The 20,360-nt window shown below is 42.6% G+C and carries 10 protein-coding genes; 2 read left to right on the top strand and 8 right to left on the bottom strand.

Translation table 11 applies throughout. The annotated features are described in order from the left end of the window. Positions 1-257 precede the first annotated feature (257 nt). From KXD93_RS21415 to KXD93_RS21380, 8 genes are all read right to left on the bottom strand, one after another. Positions 258-905 carry a hypothetical protein gene (locus KXD93_RS21415; RefSeq protein ID WP_258139401.1) on the bottom strand — a complete coding sequence of 216 codons (648 nt, stop codon included), beginning with the start codon at positions 903-905 and terminating at the stop codon, positions 258-260. A 35-nt stretch (positions 906-940) separates the two neighbouring features. Next, entirely contained in the window at positions 941-1,624 is a 684-nt protein-coding gene (locus KXD93_RS21410; protein WP_258139400.1) for a hypothetical protein, read from the bottom strand. Positions 1,625-1,704: 80 nt separating this feature from the next. Further along, a complete protein-coding gene (locus KXD93_RS21405) occupies positions 1,705-4,173 on the bottom strand; it encodes an ABC transporter permease (RefSeq protein ID WP_258139399.1) in 2,469 nt (822 codons plus the stop codon). 139 nt (positions 4,174-4,312) lie between these two features. Continuing rightward, positions 4,313-6,694 carry an ABC transporter permease gene (locus KXD93_RS21400; protein ID WP_258139398.1) on the bottom strand — a complete coding sequence of 794 codons (2,382 nt, stop codon included), beginning with the start codon at positions 6,692-6,694 and terminating at the stop codon, positions 4,313-4,315. Between the two features lie 131 nt (positions 6,695-6,825). Beyond that, on the bottom strand, positions 6,826-9,228 hold the full coding sequence (locus tag KXD93_RS21395; protein WP_258139397.1) for an ABC transporter permease: 2,403 nt from the start codon (positions 9,226-9,228) through the stop codon (positions 6,826-6,828). 271 nt (positions 9,229-9,499) lie between these two features. After that, a complete protein-coding gene (locus KXD93_RS21390; protein ID WP_258139396.1) occupies positions 9,500-11,875 on the bottom strand; it encodes an ABC transporter permease in 2,376 nt (791 codons plus the stop codon). Positions 11,876-11,986: 111 nt separating this feature from the next. Continuing rightward, the gene (locus tag KXD93_RS21385) at positions 11,987-14,377 is read right to left on the bottom strand and encodes an ABC transporter permease (RefSeq protein ID WP_258139395.1); all 2,391 of its coding nucleotides are present in this window, start codon (positions 14,375-14,377) and stop codon (positions 11,987-11,989) included. A 220-nt stretch (positions 14,378-14,597) separates the two neighbouring features. Then, the gene (locus KXD93_RS21380) at positions 14,598-16,958 is read right to left on the bottom strand and encodes an ABC transporter permease (RefSeq protein WP_258139394.1); all 2,361 of its coding nucleotides are present in this window, start codon (positions 16,956-16,958) and stop codon (positions 14,598-14,600) included. Positions 16,959-17,495: 537 nt separating this feature from the next. On the opposite strand from KXD93_RS21380, the gene KXD93_RS21375 reads away from it, so the two are divergent. Beyond that, positions 17,496-18,968: a glycoside hydrolase family 30 protein gene (locus KXD93_RS21375; RefSeq protein WP_308726300.1), complete on the top strand. Its 1,473-nt coding sequence runs from the start codon at positions 17,496-17,498 to the stop codon at positions 18,966-18,968. A gap of 353 nt (positions 18,969-19,321) precedes the next feature. Further along, the coding region (locus tag KXD93_RS21370; protein WP_258139393.1) for an IS4 family transposase at positions 19,322-20,360 on the top strand (1,039 nt) is incomplete at its 3' end.

Here is a 20,360-nt window from a genome sequence, read left to right as displayed (position 1 = left end):
ACGGTAACATGTAACGGGCATACTTGTTTTAGCCAGGATAGGGGGCACTGGCTAAAAGCGGGAAGTTTCACGCTGCAATAAATATACTGCAATAAATTTGGAGTGTATAAAAGTGAAGGCAAAAAAAATGCGTTCCGGATCTCACCCGGAACGCTACTCAACTAAATCTCAGATCTTAGATGAAGAAGATCCAAGCTCTTTTGTAGTGGTGATTAGTAACCAGCATTCGTATTTAACTAATCTCTGGTCTCTAGCCTCTAATCGCTAGCGCCAACTACTAAATTCTTATATGCCCCTGAGTTGCAATTTCCCAACCAAAAACCAACTGAGCCGGTTTTTAACGAGGGATCGAGGTTTTTATAAACCATTACAGGTTTGGGTTGATTATTTAAAAATACTGCTATCTCCGGCCCCTTAACTACGGCCTTCACGTGGAACCAGGCCGTCAGCGGAAGTGTGGCTTTTGACTGATACTTGTCGGCTTCATACTCCCACCAGTTAAATTCGCTTTTCTTTTCGGGCATGTACTGCACAGCATTTATGGTGCCCGATGAGCCCGGACGGAAGTACAGTGTTTCGTAGTGATGGGCGTCCTTTATCCGGAATGCGAAGCCCACAAAACCGTTTTTGCCGGCCGGCGATGCTATATCCATTTCAATAGTTCCATCCTTAAATTTCAACGATTTTGGATAGGCAACGCTGGCGCCCTTATAATTCTGGATTTTACGTTTTAACAGTAACGCATCTGCGCCTGAATAAGTATTAAAAGCATAATCCAGCGTATCATTTTTAGGGATCACCCATTCAGATGGCTTTATTGTACTGTAATTATGCACCACCTGTTTTTGCTGTGCAAGTAAATAAGTGGTTGAAAGGACAAAAAGGGTTGTAATGTATTTCTTCATTTTTTTTATTTAGTTTACCACGCTTTTAATTCAAATCAATCCTGTTTTATAAAAAGGTTGGCAAAATCACTCATTCTCGCTCCGGTCGATGTCCACAAACCAATAAGCCCGTTAATTCTCTTACTTAAGTTTTTTACACTCAGCGATGGCTTGTCGCCGTGGTTCACATAAACAATAGTACTGTCTTTTGTAACAACTATCCGCGCATGAAACCAGTCTTCCGGTTTCGGGTTTGGCTTAATGTCATTTTCAAATTTGCCGGTTTGCTCCTTTCTCAGTCGCTCGTACGAATAATCTGGAATACTCATGTACTGCACCGACCATTTTCTTCGTGCCGTATCAGGTGTATACTGAAAATTAAATGGCCTGAAATAAACGCTTTCATAGTTCAGTGTATCCGTAGCGTGAAAGGCGATGCCCAAAAAGCTTTTCAAAAATTCATTACGGCCACGCATATCAAGCTCAATGGTGCCGGTACTGAAATCAACATCCTTAAGCCATATAATGCCATCGGTGCTGATGCCACTTTTTCCTGCATCGTTTATCAGCACGGTTTTTTTACCCGGATAAATAATCAGTTGCTTCTCTTTAAACATTTTAGCCAGATCGTAATGCGTTTGCTGGCTGTAAGCCTGCAGACAAACAATTGTGAGTACAATAAGTAAGGCAAAACCCTTGTTGCTTAAAAGCACTCGCCGTGTTTTTTGTATGTAGTTCATTTGGATCATGGTTAATAGTTCATTGTTCATGGCCGAATTACTCTATTGGTATTTACTGCCAACTGCCCACTCAAAACTGCCTACTCACTTCTTAAGCTCCTCACCGGGTTAACCAGCGCCGCTTTGATGCTTTGATAGCTCACCGTTAGTATGGCTATCAAAAACACCATTGCCATCGGCGTTATAAAAAACCAGGCGCTAAAGTCAATCCGGAATTTGTAGTTCTGAAGCCATTTATAGCAACCCCAATAGGCCAGCGGCAAGGCTATCGCGTTAGCAATTAATATCAGGCCGATAAAATCTTTTGAGATAAGCAGCAGGATGTTTTGTACCGATGCGCCCAGCACCTTGCGGATGCCAATTTCTTTTACCCGCTGCGATATGGTGATTAGTGTTAAACCGAATAACCCCAGGCAGGCCACAAAAATGGCAAAGCCCGAGAAAAGGCTGAACACTTGCCCAAAATGCTGCTCCACTTTATATTGCTGATCAAAAAACTCATCCAAAAAGAAATACTGGAATGCTGCTTCGGGGAATACGTTTTTATAGATTTTTTCTACCCCGGCGATGGTTTGCGGCAGGTTATTGTTGTTAAATTTTACCTCGTAATGCGATACGCTCGATGGATCAATAGCACGGACAACCAATGGCGTGTAATCATCCTTTAACGAGGTTTGGTGGAAATTTTGAATTACGCCTACCACCTCGTTCTCAAACACACGACCCCGGCCATTCTTTGTTTCAATCAATTTGCCGACTGCATCCTTTGCGTTTTTAAAGCCAAGGGCCATCACTGCAGCCTCGTTCAGCATCATCGGGCTTTTGGCGAAATTGGTGTTTGGAGTGATCCTTTCGCCGGCTATAACATTTACCTTAAACTGGTTGAGATACCTGTTGCCAATCTCCAGCGTTGACAGGCGCAGACTTTTTTCGCCGTTTTGTGTGTGGCGGGTGTACGACATGATGTAATCTATACTTTCCCCCGGGATGCTCGACGATGAGGTGATACTTTTAATCCGCGGATCGCGTGATACTTCCGTTTGAAAAACGCTATCCTTAACCGTGTAATTTGCGTTATCGGCATCAGTCGCCCTTACATTTTGCGGTGCCAAAACAACCAGGGTTTGCTTCATGTCCATACCCATGTTATTGGCCTTCATAAAATTTACCTGGCGGTAAACCACCATGGTGCCCATCATAAAAGCTATTGTGGCCACAAACTGGAAAACAACCAGGCCCTTCCGCAGCGAAATACTTTGGGTATTGTTCATGAATTTGCCCTTCAGGATCTGTACAGGTTTATAGTCCGAAAGGATTAGCGCCGGATAGGTAGCCGATAATAAAATGCCACCAGCTAACAGCCCAACAAAACCGAGTGCGTAATACGGATCCTTCCACAAGGTAAACCCAATTTCAACACCGCAAAGTGCACTGAACCACGGCATACACAGCACCACGATAAATACAGCCACAGCTACACTGATAACGTTAAGCAGTAGCGATTCGAACAAAAACTGCTTAATAAGCTGTGCACGTTGTGAGCCCAATACCTTCCTGATGCCCACCTCCTTTGCCCGTTCGATGACCTTTGCTGTCGACAGGTTTACGTAGTTGATGTACGCTATTAGCAGGATGAGCACAGCAATTAGCCCCAGGTACCAAACCAAATTGCCATTACCGCCATTGCTGATTTCGTTTGAAAGGTTGGAGTATAAGTGAATGTCCTTTAGTGGTTGCAGACTTAGGTTGATGTTGTTGATGTTGGTTTTTCCCTGCGTAAAGCTGGCTGCATTTTGTCCGCTAAGCACTGCGTATTTTTTAATAAATGCGGGCAGCTTGCCGTCAAATATTTTAGCGTCGGTTTGTGGTGATAGCGAGATATAAGTATATGAATCCGGGTAAACCCAATCGCCGGCCTTTGCATCGGCTGATACCAGGAAGTCGAATTGCAGGTGCGAGTTTGCGGGCACGTCCTTAAACACACCGGTAACCATTGCTTTGATATCGGTGCCTGATACCTGCTGCTGGATATGGATGGTTTTGCCAACTGCCTCCTGGTTAGGGAAATATTTCTTCGCAGTGCTTTCACTGATAACTACTGTACTTGGGTTATTAAGAGCTGAGGAACTCCCTTCCACCATAGGGAACGAGAACATCCGCAGGAACGAAGCATCTGCCTGGTAAACCCTGTCTTCATTAAAGGCTATCAATGAGCCATTGCTTTGCTGCGAAGTTACCAACCCGCCGCCTTTTGATACCCGGGTAAAGTCCTGCACTTCGGGGAAGCTGGCCTTTAAGGCCGGTCCCACCGCTGAATATGTTTTGGGCATATTCTCGGTTAAATTGCCCTGGCTAAAACTCTCATGCTTTATGCGATAGATATTAGCCGCGTTTTTATGGAAGTTATCATAGCTTAACTCAAAGCTGATGTACTGTACAATAAGCAGGCATGCCGCCATGCCGATTGCCAGCCCCATTATATTAATAAGCGAGAAAACTTTCTGGCGTATAATAATCCGCCACGCGATTTTGAAATAGTTTGATATCATTTAGTTCATGGTTAATAGTTCATGGTTCATAGCGAAGCTGTTCATTGGTTCATTAGTTCATTGGTGCAGAGTTGCTTGCATAAGGGCGAATGCAATTCGCCCCTACATTTGTTACTGCCAACTGCTCACTGTCGACTGCCTACTCACTTTTCAGGCTCTTCACCGGGTTCATCAGCGCTGCTTTTATACTTTGATAGCTTACGGTTAATAATGTTATGACCATAGCGCCGGCGGCGGTTATGGCAAAGATCCACCAGGTTATGGTTGACCGGTAGGTATAACCCTGCAGCCAACCGTGCATAAAGTAATAAGCTACCGGCGTTGCAATCAGCAGCGAAATGGTAATCAGGATCACAAAATCTTTAGATAGCAAACGCCAAAGGTTAAATACCGTTGCGCCCAATACTTTGCGCACACCAATTTCCTTTATACGCTGCTCAGCCATAAACGAGGCCATGCCAAAAAGCCCGAGGCAACTGATGAATATGGCCAGGCCTGCAAATGCGCTCGCCAGCTTGCCTATGCGTTCTTCATTCCCGAATTTTTTGGCATATTCTGTATCTGCAAACTGGTAATCAAATGGCTGGGCCGGATTGTATGTTTTAAACACCTTGCCTATTTTATCTATAGCCTGGCTTGTGCTGATTTTTGGATTGATTTTGAGGATAACAAAATCGACACCTCCTTTGGCCAGGTGATAGAGCATGGGTCTTACCGGCTCGTATGGCGATTCAGTAACCACGTCTTTAATTACCCCAACTACCTTAAACGGTACGCCATCCCAACGTATGGTTTCGCCAACCGGGTTTTTAAGGCCCATGAATTTTGCTGCGGTTTCGTTAATCACAAAAGCAACAGAGTCAGATAAGAATTGCGCCGAGAAATCGCGCCCGTCTTTAAACTGCCAGCCAACGGTTTTGCCATAATCGGGCGATATTTCAGTATTAGGAAAATCAACAGCAAGTGTTGGATCTTTACCTTTCCAATCAAAACCGGCATTTGTTCCGTACACGCCGGTTGTAGGGCTGCTTGATTCGGCTATGCTGGTGATAGTGCCTGATTTGAACAGCTCATCCTTAACCGCGGCCAATTTATTATGAATTTCGCCTGTTACCATGGGCAGCATAACCAGGCCATCCCTTGTATAACCAACAGGGCGGTTTTTGGCAAACTGGATCTGCTGGTAAACTATTATGGTGCCAATGATTAATGTAACTGAAACGGTAAATTGCGTTACCACCAATACCTTGCGCGGAATAGCTGCCAGTCGGCCAACCTTAAATGTACCCTTCAATACCTTTACCGGCTGAAATGATGACAAGTACAATGCCGGATAGCTGCCGGAAACAAGGCCTGTTATTAAACTAAAGCTTATCCCCACTAACCAAAACAAGGGGCTGCCCCAGGGGATAACCATTTTTTTGCCCGATACATCATTAAAAAAGGGAAGCCCAAGCTGTACAAACAGGATAGCGAGCGCAAAAGCAAAAGCAACCACCAGCAGCGATTCGCTTAAAAACTGGTAAATAAGCTGTGCCCGTAAGGAGCCAATGGCTTTGCGGATGCCTACTTCTTTGGCCCGTTTTTCAGACCGGGCGGTGCTTAGGTTCATAAAGTTGATGCAGGCCAGCAGCAGCACAAAAACTCCGATAATGCCAAACAACCAAACATACTGGATGCGGCCACCCACGTTTTTGCCATTTTTAAAATCGGAAAACAAGTGCCAGTTCTTCATCGGGTCGAGGAAAACCTGCGGCTTCTCTTTTAACTCGCTCTTATCTACCTTGCTAAGCTTTACGTCTTTTATTCTTGCCGAAGCCGCTTTCATATCAACGTTATCGGCCACTTCTGCAAAAGCCATGTAGCAATTGCACCGCCAGGTATCCTTTTGCTGTTTCATCCCCTGCGCGGTTGACAAAAGCTCCCATGGGGCAATAAAGTTCACATCAGCAAAAGTTGAGCTGTAAGGAAAATCCTGGTAAACGCCGGTTACCTTTACCGTCATGCTATTATCAATCTTCATCAACTTGTTCATCGGGTCGGCATCGCCAAAATAAACTTTAGCTGTTGACGCAGAAAGAATAACGGACGAGGGATCGTTAAGGGAAGTTCTATTGCCCTTCAACATATTTACTGAAAACATATCCAGCGCCTGTGGTTCAAGGAATGTCCCGCTTTTGGTTAATTTCTTATCACCAAGGGTAAGTATATGGCCATAGGTAAACGAGGCCATGCTTACGGCCTTGAAGCTGTTGCCATAGTTTTTGAAAATTTCAGCGCCGATGGGCCAGGGTACACTTGTGCCCGTTGCGGTTTCACCGTTCATCAAAACGTTTTGTTTTACCTGGGCAAGGTTGTTGTAATTTTTAAAATTCTTATCGAACGACAACTCATCCCAGATCCATAAGCCTATCAGCATAGCTACCGCCATACCCACTGACAACCCGGTAATGTTAATGAACGAATGCACCTTGTTCTTAACAAGGTTCCGGTACGCAATTTTTAAATAGTTCTTTATCATTTTTTAGTTCATGGTTGATAGTTCATGGTTCATAGCCGAACCCAATTCATATTTCTTAACTAATCTTTAATCTCTGGTCTCTAATTTCTAATCTCTCTGTTTTAAACTGCCAACTGCTCACTGCCAACAACCTACTCACTTTTCAGGCTTCTCACCGGGTTTGCCAGTGCAGCCTTTATGCTTTGATAGCTAACTGTTAAAAGGGTAATTATCATTGCTCCGGCTGCGGCTACTATAAAAATCCATCCGCTTATTTCTGTGCGATACTGGTAGCTTTGCAGCCAGCTGTGCATAAAGTACCAGGCTATGGGCGATGCTATCAACAGCGAAATGACCACCAGTATAACAAAGTCCTTTGATAGCAATTGCCATAGGTTAAACACGGATGCCCCCAACACCTTACGCACGCCGATCTCCTTTATGCGCTGTTCGGCCATAAATATTGCCATTCCGAATAAGCCCAGGCAGCTAATGAAAATGGCAAGGCCGGCAAAACAGCTGGCAAGTTTACCTATGCGTTCTTCGTTATCGAACTTTTTGGCGTAATCGTCATCAACAAACTGAATGGTAAATGATGTTGATGGATCATATTTCTTTAAAATAGCCTTGATCTTATCCATGGCGCTATGTGAGCTTACCAATGGGTTGATTTTTATATTGATGTTTGATAATTGGTTCCAGTTTCTTGGTAAATAAAAAAAGGATTGCTTAGTAGTTTCATATGCCGATTGGTTAACCATATCCTTCACTACACCAATAATTTTATACTTGCCATTACCAATCCATTCAATGTTTTCTCCAACAGGATGTTTAAAACCCAGGAATTTTACAGCAGCCTCATTAATAATAAAGCCTGAAGAATCTGACACGAACGCCGGATTAAAATCGCGGCCTTCCTTGATTTTCCAGCCTACCGTTTTCCCAAAGTCGGCGGTTATGGACATACTGGTAAACTGCTCTTGTAAAGCCGGGTCTTTTCCCCTCCAATTAAAACCGCCATTGCCAATGTATACACTGGTTATTGGGCTTTCAGATTCAGATACATTGCTAACTGAACCGCTGGCAAGCAGGTCGTTTCTTAACGCCTTGTATTGTTTATTTAAGTCCTGGGTTTGCAGGGTTATATTTAGCAAATTATCCCGATTGTAGCCCACCGGTCGGTTTTTAGCAAACTGGATCTGTTGAAAGACCACTATGGTGCCGATGATGAGCACTACCGAAACGGTAAACTGTACTACCACCAATACCTTACGCGGAATAGCTGCCAGCCTACCAACCTTAAATGCGCCTTTCAGCACTTTTACAGGCCGGAATGATGATAGATATAATGCCGGGTAGCTACCTGCCACAAGCCCTGTAAATAAAGTGAACGCGATGCCCAATAACCAAAACAAGGGCTCGCCCCATAAAATAGCTACCTTTTTATCTGCCAGTTGGTTGAACCCGGGCAGGAGCAGCTGAACTAAAAGCAGCGATAAAAAAAATGAAAGCACTGCAATCAATAGCGATTCGCTGTAGAATTGGGCAATAAGCTGGCTGCGAACCGAACCAATTGCTTTGCGGATGCCAACTTCCTTTGCCCGTTTTTCGGAACGTGCGGTGCTCAGGTTCATGAAATTGATGCAGGCCAATAATAATACGAATACGCCGATTATGCCAAATAACCACACGTACTGAATGCGGCCGCCACTGTTTACCCCGTTTTTGAATTCGCCATATAAGTACCATTTGGGCATAGGGTGCAGAAATAACTGCGACCGGAAGCGTGCATCACTGTTATTCAGACCCCGAAGCATATTTAACTTTATGTCCTTAATTTTTGCTGATACCTGTGCCATGTCGGCATTGTCGGCAATCTGTACAAGTGTCTGGAACCAGCTGGCACCCCATGGATTATTAAATCTGCCGGGATAGTTTTGGCTTATGGCCAGCATTTGAAAAGGAGCGATAAAAGCAAGATTACCAAAAGATGAGTGTACAGGCAGATCTTCATAAACGCCGGTGACTTTGGCATTCTGCGTTTTATCGATCTTTATCGGTTTATTTATTGGGTCTGTATCGCCGAAGAGTGCTTTTGCTGTTGTTCGGGAAATGATGATAGATGAAGGGTCGTTTAAACTTTTGGCGTTGCCTTTTACCATTTTTACCGATAGCATATCGGTAATGGCAGGCTCCATGTAGTTACCACTTTGGGTGATGGTTTTATTATCAAAGGTTAAAAGGTGATCGCCGGTAAACGCCGCGATAATGACATGTTTAAAATAATTGCCGAAGTTACTGCGCAAGGTAGGAGCAAGCGGCCAGGCCGATGACCCCCATGTTTCCGTTTGGCTATTGATCAATTGGTTATCCATCACCGTTGCAATCCGGTCGCGATTTTTGTAACCAGCGTCAAAGGACAATTCATCCCAGATCCATAAACCTATTAACATGGCAACAGCCATACCCACGGCAAGGCCGCCGATGTTGATCAATGAGGAAGCCCTGTTCTTAATAAGGTTCCGCCAGGCAATTTTTAAGTAGTTTTTTATCATGTCAGTTGGTCTTAATCATTGTGTTATTGATCATTAGATCTTTACCGTTTAACAGACAATGTTTTTTCATAAGCGTTGCAAGCTGTTCATTGTCAATTAACTAAATGCATAATCCGATGCGGTTTTTATTCCGCACCGGAGCATATTCTATATTCAATCTATAGGACATTAACTGCTTACGGCCAACTGCAAACTGTCAAATCCGAATTGTGTTATTTCGTTACTACTTCATAATTGCTTCTTTTACTGACCTCTGGTCTCTAATTTCTAATCATTCTGAACGCAAACTTTTCACCGGGTTTGCCAATGCTGCTTTTATACTTTGATAGCTAACTGTAAGTAACGTAAGCATAAGGGCGCCCAACCCGGTTACAGCAAAAATCCACCATGTTATTTCAGAACGATATTGATAATTCTGCAGCCAGTTGTGCATAAAATAATAAGATACAGGTGTGGCAATAAGTAGTGAAATAACAACCAGCAATACAAAGTCTTTTGACAACATCCGCCATAGATTGAACACTGTAGCACCCAACACTTTTCGCACGCCAATTTCTTTGGTCCGCTGCTCTGCCATAAACGATGCCATGCCAAACAAACCCAGGCAGCTGATAAATATGGCCAGACTGGCAAAAAAGCTTGCAAGCTTACCTATACGTTCTTCATCGCCAAATTTTTTGGCATACTCGTCATCAACAAATTTGTAATCAAAAGGGTCACCGGGCGCATATTTTTTGCAAACAGCTTCAATATTGCTTATTGCTGTACTGGCGCTCATTTTAGGGTTAATGCGCACATTTACCAGGCCCGGGCCACCTTCAATGTAAAAGATAGTCGGTTTTACAGGTTCATAGGGCGACTCTACGATCATATCTTTCGCAACACCCAATATGGTATATTTTTTATCATCCCAATTTACGATTTGCCCAACAGGGTTTTTAAGCCCCATGTATTTTACGCTGGCCTCGTTTAAGATCACTCCATTTAAGTCTGAAACAGATGAATTTGTAAAATCCCTGCCTTGAGTAAATTGCCAGTTTACTGTTTTACCGTACCCGGGAGTTACGGCGAAAGTGGCAAATTCGCCGGCTGTGCCAGCGTCTTTACCCTGCCAGCTAAATCCGCCGCTTGATCTGCTCCCTTTTGTTATCTGGTTTCCCGATTCAGCAATCTCTGTTATTGTTCTTGTTTGAAGCAATTCATTCCTAAGCGCATCAAAATTCCTGTGCAAGGCCTCTGAATAAGGCCTCACCATAATTAACCCGGAGCGGCTGTAACCAATAGGGCGATCTTTAGCAAAGTGAATTTGCTGCAGTACCACGATGGTTCCAATTATCATTGTTACAGAAAATGTAAACTGAACTACGATAAGTACCTTACGGGGAAGGCTTGCCATTTTGCCAGCCTTAAATGAACCTTTTAACACCTTTACCGGCTGAAACGAGGAAAGATAAAAAGCAGGGTAACTGCCGGCAAACAGTCCGCTAATAATTACAAATCCTATCCCTGTTAGCCAAAATGAAGGATTACTCCATAAAACAAATAATTGCTTACCCGTTAAATCATTAAAAAATGGAAGGGTTAATTGTACGAGGAATAGCGCCAGCATAAAAGCCAGGATTGCCACCAATAAAGATTCACTTAAAAATTGCCAGATCAGTTGCCCCCGCAATGAGCCTATTGATTTCCTGATCCCAACTTCTTTTGCCCGTTTTTCGGACCGCGCTGTACTCAGGTTCATAAAATTTATACCCGCCAGCATCAGTACAAAAATACCAATGATCCCAAATAGCCAGATATATTTGATGCTTCCACCAGTATTTACGCCGTTTTTAAATTCTGCGTATAAATGCCAGCGGCTCATCGGGAAAAGGAAAATTTGCGGATTCCCTTTTTTGCCATCTTGGTCTTCATTATTAAGTTTAAGGTCCTTTATTTTTGCTGAAACATCAGCCATGTTTTTTTGATTGGCTACCTGGGCAAAAATCTGGAATGAATTAGCATTCCAGTTGGTTTTGGCTTGCTGCATTTCTGGAGTATGCTCGTATAATCCCCAGGGAGCAATAAATTTAACCTCGCTGAAACTTGTATTCGCAGGCAGATCCTTGTATAGGCCTGCTACTTTTAAAGTGAAGTTATCCAGCTTTAATATTTTGTTTATTGGGTCGATATTACCAAAAATGGCTTTGGATACCGATTCGGATAATAATATTGAAGAAGGATCTGTTAAGGCATTTCCAGTTCCCCTGATCATTTTTAAGGTAAGCATTTCAGGTGCATCGGGCTCCATAAAATTGCCCGGCATAGAAATGTTATTATCTTTAAATGAAAGAAGGTGAGGGTTAGTCCAGGAAGATAATACTACATGTTTAAAATCATTGCCATAAAGATGACGAAGTTCATAAGCCACAGGCATTGGCATAGCTTTTACGGAGCTGATCTCTCCATTAGCCGTTTGATTTTGCATAACCCGGGCTATATTGTCGTAGTTTTTATGGTATTTATCAAACGACAATTCATCCCAGATCCATAAACCGATCAATACAGCCACCGCCATACCAACAGCCAGTCCGCCTATATTGATCAATGATGAAACCTTGTTTTGGATAAGGTTGCGCCAGGCAATTTTTAAATAATTTTTTATCATGGTATTAGTTCATGGTTCATTTTAGTTCATGGTTGATAGTTCATGGTTGATAGTTCATGGTTCATGGCCGGAAAGAATCACCATGGCTGCCAACTGCTCACTGTCAACTCCTTACTCACTCCTCAGGCTTTTCACAGGGTTAGCCAATGCTGCTTTAACCGAACGCACGCTTATGGTTATAAAAGCCAACAACATAGCAGCTAACCCTGCAGCTGCAAATACCCACCAATGGATGCTCGTGCGGTACTCAAAGCTTTGTAGCCATTTACTCGCCGCCATCCATGCAAGCGGCGTGGCGACAACTGCGGCAATCAATACCAGTAGTACCAGCTCCTTTGCCAGCATATTTACGATATGGTGAATACCGGCACCTAAAACTTTACGGATCCCAATTTCCTTAACCCGTTGCTCGGCAGTAAATGTTACCAGGCCGAATAGGCCCAGGCAGGCAATACTGATGGCCAGCACGGTGAAAATTAACAGCAGGTTTCCCTGTTTTTGTTCTGATTGGTATTGTGCTGCAAAATTTTGATCGAGGAAGTGGTAATCCACCTTGTTTTCAGGATCGAACCTGGCGTACACCTGTTGCAGGTAGCTAAGCGCAGCCGGGATATTGTTTTTTCTTAAACGCACATACAGGTTGTCTTTATCATTTGATACAGCTGGCAGGTTTAATACCATTGGCGAGATCTTGTGTTGTAGGGAATAAGTGTTGAAATCCTTAACCACGCCTACAATGGTTGAGTATTGAATAACGCCATGATCAACCCCTGTGCGCACACGCCTGCCTATCGGGTTAGTCCAACCCAATTCTTTGATAAGGGTCTCATTTACGATGATGGAATGGTTTGCAGTATCTGAAACACCTTTGATAAAATTGCGGCCCTCCGCCATTTTTATTTGCATAGCGGGGATAAAGTCCTCATCGATAATTAACGATTCCACCATTTTGGTATCGGGAGCATTATTCCCATCGGGACCGATGTTAAAGTCGTTTGAGCCTATATCATTATTGCCGATAGGATTACCCGCAACGGCTACGCTTTCAATCAGCGGGTTTTGCAGTAATTGCGATTTTATTTCCTCTGTTTTTGCGCGGGCATCATGACTGTGGATATGAAATGTGAGCATTTGCGACTTATTAAATCCCAAATCCTTATTTAAAACGTAATGGAGCTGCTGGTAAATAACGCTGGAGCCAACTATCATCACAATGGTGATCACAAACTGGAAGATTACCAGACCTTTTCTAAATATAACAGTCGACGATTGGTTACCCAATTGCCCCTTCATAGCTGGAATTGTATTAAAGCCGGATAGAAATAAAGCCGGGTAAATGCCGCTGATGAGTCCGATTATTAGCGCGAAAAATGCGAATATCAACAATGATTTAGCTATCCCGAAATACCAGATATCAAGCGATTTTCCCGATAGTAAATTAAAATAAGGAATAGCAGCCTGTATTAAAACCATCCCGGCGATGGTCGCAAATACCGCTAATAATACCGATTCGGAAAAGAACATATAAAGCAGCTGGCTTCTGCCCGAACCGATAACCTTACGGATGCCGATCTCCTTGATCCTTACCGAAGAGCGCGCGGTTGTTAGGTTTACATAATTTATTACGGCAATAGCCAGGATTAACAAACCAACAATGCTGAATACGTATACATAAGCAATGTTCCCATTATTGCCCATTTCATAGTCAAGGTTTGAATGCAGGTGGATGGAAGTAAGCGGCTGCAGCTCCATTTTGTATTTTACCCCGGCAAAATCACCTTTCAAATGTTTGTTGAAAAAGTCGTCAGAATGCGCCTCGATCTTTTTATAATCATCATGGTTTTTTAATAAAACGAAGGTGAACACGCCTGCACTGCCCCAGCGGCCATTATAGTCTACATTAAGAGAGCGTAGGGCACTGAATTTAAAGGTTGAGTTTGCAGGTACATCATCAATTACTCCGGTAACTACGTTGTGGTCATTTTTATCAAAGGAGATAGTTTTGTCCATCGCATCGGAGGCATCGCCAAAGATCTTTTCGGCCAGGGTTTTTGTTAATACGATGGAATGCGGTTTTGACAAAGCCGTTTCCGGGTCGCCGGACAAAAAATGATAAGTAAATATGTTGAAGATGGCATTGTCAGTAAATGAGATATCATTTGCCTCAATTTGCTTTTCGCCATAAGTGATCTTACCGCCACCCTCTAAATCAATACGGATTGCATCTTCTACTTCGGGGTAGTCTGCCTTTAAGGCTGGTGCATAAGGAATTGAAGTTATCGCGAGGTTAAAACCGCCATTGCCCCATTTGCCATGCTGCGCCACACGAAAAATACGATCCGATTTTTCATTATAACGATCGTAGCTCCACTCATCGGTTACGTATAACGCGATAATCCAGAAGGCCGCTACCCCAATGGCCAGGCCGCAAATATTCACTAATGAAAAGAACCGGTGCTTGTTCAGGTTTCTCCAGGCGATTTTTAAATAGTTCTTTATCATTTTTGGTTCATAGTTAATGGTTCATGGTTCATAGCCGAAGTCGATTTTTTTAACTAATCTCCGGTCTCTAACCTCTAATCACTCATTTTTAGTTCATAGTTCATAGCCGAAACTAATTTTTAACTAATCTCTCGTCTCTAACCTCTAATCACTCATTTTTAGTTGATGGTTCGTAGCCGAAGTCGATTTTTTTAACTAATCTCTGGTCTCTAACCTCTAATCACTCTGATTTCAAACTCTTCACGGGGTTTGCCAGCGCAGCTTTAATGCTTTGATAGCTAACCGTTAGTAATGTAATTGTAATTGCGCCAACAGCTGCAACCGCAAATATCCACCAGGTAATTTGGGTGTGGAACTGGTAGCCCAACAGCCACTTATGCATAAAATAATATGAAAAAGGCGTGGCAATAAGTAATGCGATAACTACAAGCGCCACAAAATCCTTTGATAATAGTTGCCATAAATTAAATACCGTAGCACCGAGCACTTTGCGTACGCCAATTTCTTTGATGCGCTGCTCGGCCATAAACGATGCCATACCAAACAGCCCCAGGCACGAAATAAAAATGGCAAGCCCTGCAAAAACAGTAGCGATATCGCCTATGCGTTGCTCATCTGAAAACTTCCGTGCATATTCGTCATCAACAAACTTAAAGTCGAACGGGCTGCCGGGATTATATTTTTGAAATACATGCGCAATTTTGCTCAGCGCATCGCGCATTGGTGTTTTTGGATTTATGCGCAAAGTAATAAGGTTAACCCATCCCGGGTTCATATGAAAAACGGTGGCTATAGTTTGCTTATAAGGCGATTCCATTATCATATCTTTTACCACACCGGTAATAACGTGATTTTTGCCGTCCCACCGCATTATTTTACCCACCGGATTTTTAATGCCGCTAAGCTTTACAGCCGACTCGTTTAAAATAAAGGCTCCGGTATCCGAAGGAAAATTCCTTGAAAAATCACGCCCTTCAATTATTTTCCAGCCAATAGTATTACCAAAGTCCGGCGTAACGGCAATAGTGCCGAAAGTAGGGTCGAAACCCGGCGTTTTTCCCAGCCAGTCAAAGCCCCCGTTATTTGACCATATTTGTGTAGTGGAGCTGTTTGATTCCGCCATATTTGTTACGGCGCCCGTTTGTATCAGGTCGTTTCTCAAGGCATCGTAGTGGCCATAAATTTCGGGCGTATTCATGTTGACCGTAATAAGGCCGCTTCGGTTATAACCAATCGGTAGATTTTTGGCAAATTGTATTTGCCTGTAAACTACAATAGTGCCTATTATTAAAACTATTGATACTGTAAATTGAATAACTACCAGCGCCTTACGTGGCAATGCGGCTAAACGGCCCGCTTTGAAGGTACCCTTTAACACTTTAATGGGTTTAAAACCCGACAGGTAAAAGGCAGGATAGCTTCCTGATATAATACCGGTTAAAAAAGTGAAAGTTAGTGCGATTAACCAAAATAAGGAGTTGCTCCAGGGAATACTTACTGTTTTGCCTGCTATTGTATTAAAGTATGGCACGGCCAACACCATAAGTATTATTGTTAACGCAAAAGCTAAAAACACAACCAGCATCGATTCGCTTAAAAACTGCCGGATAAGCTGACTCCTTAACGAACCAATCGCTTTGCGGATACCCACTTCCCTGGCCCTTTTCTCGCTGCGTGCGGTGCTTAAATTCATAAAATTAATACAGGCCAGCAATAGTACAAATGCGCCGATTATGCCAAACAACCACGTAAATTTTATCCGCCCCCCAATTGAAACTCCATTTTGAAATTCGCTATACAAATGCCATTTCGCCATTGGAAATACCTGCATGGTTTCGTCATTCATTTTAAAATGCGGCTTAGTAATGTTCCTTATTTTGGCTGATACCCTGGCAAAATCAGCTTGTGTATTCATTTGTACAAAAAGATGGCAGCCATGGTTAGACCATGCTGTTGTTTGTGTGGTCCACCAGTTTGCCGGATCGTTCCAGGGCATCATAAACATGGTTTGGCTAAAAGTGGTGTTATGCGGCAAATCTTCATAAACACCGGCAACTTTCATGTTGGTTTTATTGTCAACCTTAAGGGTTTGATTAATAGGGTCGGCATTGCCGTATAATGCCTTTGCTACCGAGGCCGAAAGAAGAATAGATGCGGGATCGTTAAAAGTATCATAATTGCCCTGAACCATTACCAGCGATAGTATTGCCGGCAGGTCAGGTTCAGCCCACATGCCATTCAGCGATAATTTTTTGGCGCCTATCGCCAGTATATGTGATCCTTCCCAGGTAAGGGCAACACGTTTAAAATCGGCCGCATACTTTGTGCGCAATTCATTACTGAGCGGTACCACAGTTGAAGGAAAAGTCCCCGTTTCGCCATTGCTGGTTTGCGTAGTCATCAGTTGCCCTATGCGGTCATAGTTTTGGTGATACCTATCGTACGATAATTCGTCCCAAACCCATAACCCAATCAACATGGCCACGGTCATACCAACGGCAAGCCCGCCAATATTTATTATTGACGACGTTTTATTTTTTATGATATTTCTCCAGGCGATTTTTAAATAGTTCTTTATCATAGCGTTGGGTCATTAGTCATTGGGTTATTGGTAATTGGTAGAATACAGGTTATTGATTTTCTTTTCAGCGTTTTTCAACCTAATCTGTAACCTCCAACCTCTAATCTCAGCAATCAACATCATGCCGATAATTTAAAATATTGATAATCAGTTAATTAATACATTTTATTAGGGTGTGCGTTTGTTGCATATCCGTACGGTAAGTGTCCGGTTTTGTTACAATATAATGGCTTAGTTATAAGTACTTTAATATAACACTATTATTTATCTATCTAAAACAACGTAAATGCTGCATTATTTAGAAAAAATGCAGCCGTATTAAAAATTACGCTCATTTTTTAAACTGACGTATGGAATTGACTGATTATGAGAATTATTTGTAAGGAAATTGACTGGTATTAAAGCGTATTAAACAATAATCAAGCTGCTATAAATCAATTATTTATAAAATTTTCGTACCCGAAATTTAAGAATCTTTAATAGATTTGGTTGTTATAACCAGCTATAAACATCTCATTATTCTATTTTAACTTCATTATGAAAAGAAGACCTATTAAACTTTCCATTGTTTTTGTTTTGATGGCGCTGCTCAGCTTTGAACACGCGGGCGCTCAAAAGAAAGCAGCGAAGACATATTCGGCAGCCAATAAATCGGTAAAAGTATATGTTACCGCAAAAGGTACGGACGACCGGATGAAACAAATTGAAACGCTTACATTTAAGGATAGTCCGCAGCCGGTTGAAACGGAAGTAGCCGTGTTTGTTGACCCGTCAAAAACATTCCAAACCATGCTGGGTATTGGCGGCGCGCTGACAGATGCAGCAGCAGAAACATTTTACAAATTACCAAAGGATAAACAACAGGAACTACTAACCGCTTATTTTGACAAGGATAAAGGGATTGGCTATACCATGGGTCGCACCAGCATCCAGAGCAGCGACTTTTCGAGCGAGAGTTTTGGCTATATCAAAGACGGTGATGTGAGCTTGAAATCATTCGATGTTAGTCACGACAAAAAGTACCGCATTCCTTTTATAAAGGAGATAATGGCTGCTGCGGGGGGGCATATCAACCTGTTTGCTACGCCATGGAGCCCGCCGGGATGGATGAAAAGCAATAACAATGTTTTGCACGGTGGTAAACTGCTGGCAAAATACGATCAGCCATGGGCCAATTTCTATATCAAATTTATCCAAACTTATGAGAAGCTGGGTGTGCCTATCTGGGGCTTATCGGTACAAAACGAGCCGATGGCTACTCAAAGCTGGGAATCATGTATATATACTGCTGAAGATGAACGCGATTTTATCAAGAACTTTTTAGGCCCAACGCTTACTAAAGCCGGGATGGCAAGCAAAAAACTGATCATCTGGGATCATAACCGCGATTTGCTTTACCAACGCGCCAGTACTGTTCTTGAAGACCCAGCTGCCGCCAAATATGTTTGGGGCGTGGGTTTCCATTGGTACGAAACATGGACCGGCGCAGGTATGAACTTTGAAAACACCCGCTTAGTAAACAACTCCTTTCCTGATAAGAAATTGATATTTACAGAAGGCTGCGTGGAGAAGTTTGATTTTGACAAATTGAGTGATTGGTCGCTTGGGGAACGTTACGGCCTTTCAATGATCAATGATTTTAACGCAGGCACCGTAGCCTGGACCGATTGGAACATCCTGCTCGACGAAAAAGGCGGACCAAACCACGTGGGCAACTTTTGCTTCGCTCCAATCCATGCAGATACCCGTAATGGAAGTTTGATCTATACAAATTCTTACTATTACATGGGCCATTTTTCAAAGTTTATTCACCCGGGTGCAAAACGCATCGTAAGCGCAGCCAGTAGGGATAAGCTATTGACCACTGCCTATATTAATCCTGGCGGCAAGCTTGCCGTTGTGGTAATGAACAAAACCGACGAGAACATTGATTACTCGCTTTGGATAAAAGGTAAAGCCGCAAAAACAACTGCGTTAGCGCATTCAATTGCTACGTTGGTTGTAGAATAATTACTATGACTTGTTATAAAAATGTCCTTTTAAGCCTAGCTTAAAAGGACATTTTTATTTACCTCAATTATCACCACAGTCCGGCCCTGTAAGGGCCAAATATTGGTAGAAAAACAAGCAAGCAGAAGTCCGTGCCGTAGGCCAATGTCATTAAGTTAAGGGATAATGGACTGGCCTATATGTTATTAAGTTAGGAAAAAGGGAATAAAAAAAGGATTGCAGCAATCAATGTCATTAAGTTAAGGGATAATGGACTGGCCTATATGTTATTAAGTTAGGAAAAAGGGAATAAAAAAAGGATTGCAGCAAGTAGTTTTGAATCGACTAAAACACAAAACACTACTACAACCCTAATGGCCGAGATAAAAATAGGAATAAAAATCATTTCTGAATTAAAAAGCTTTATATCCCATGTAGTTCAGGATGAGAAGCTGTTAGATAATTTCCGAAAATCGGATAAAGACTTTACCCGTAATAGAAAACTACCCTTTGAACGCCTTGTTTTGCTGATAGTTAAGCTTTGTAAAAAGACACTTAGCATAGAGCTGGAAAGGTTTTTTGAGGAATTAGGAGAGCACAGGGCCTGTTCAGTGAGTGCCTTTACGCAACAGCGTATAAAGTTAAAAGCGCCTTTCTTTTATTGGTGGAACAAGGTTCTTTTAAGCAGTTATTATCATTATGCGGGGTTGAATGATATAAAGCGATGGAAGGGATTTCGTGTTGTTGCTGCTGACGGTTCCAACGTTAGTTTAGTGAATACAGTTGTGCTAAACAGTCACTTTGGTGGTGCAAGCAATCAGAGTTGCAGTTTTGTTCAAGCTAAGACCTTTTACTACTATGACGTACTGAATGAACTTGTCCTGATGCCCAGGATAATGCCTTATCGCTATGGAGAAGTACCTATGGCTTATGATGCAATAGAACAATTGGAAGACGATATGCTGGTTATTTATGATAGAAATTTTTGCAGTTACAAAATGTTTGCCCTGCATATGTGGGCGGAGCAGGAAATCAAATTTGTCATCAGGGGCAAGGACGATCAAAATATGGTAAGAGAATTCATAGCAGGGGGCAAACAGTCAGCTATTGTTTACCTATCCCCCGTATCTACAGCTATAAAATCATTAAAGGAAAGCGGGTTTATCATAACAAAGCACACATTGTTGAAAGTAAGGCTTGTACGGGTAGATCTGGAAAAGACGATAGAAGTACTGGTGACCAATCTTTGGGAAGAAGAAGGTCATCCGGATAGTGAATTTAAGGCGCTTTATTTTTTGAGGTGGGGAGTGGAAACCAATATATCCATCCAGAAAAACATCTTACAGATGGAAGCTTTCAGTGGGCTAACTGTCGAATCTGTTGAGCAAGACTTTTATGCTACAGTTTTCATGG

Source organism: Mucilaginibacter phenanthrenivorans (assembly GCF_024721155.1).
Lineage (GTDB): Bacteria > Bacteroidota > Bacteroidia > Sphingobacteriales > Sphingobacteriaceae > Mucilaginibacter > Mucilaginibacter phenanthrenivorans.
This window is presented reverse-complemented; position numbering and strand designations above follow the sequence as displayed.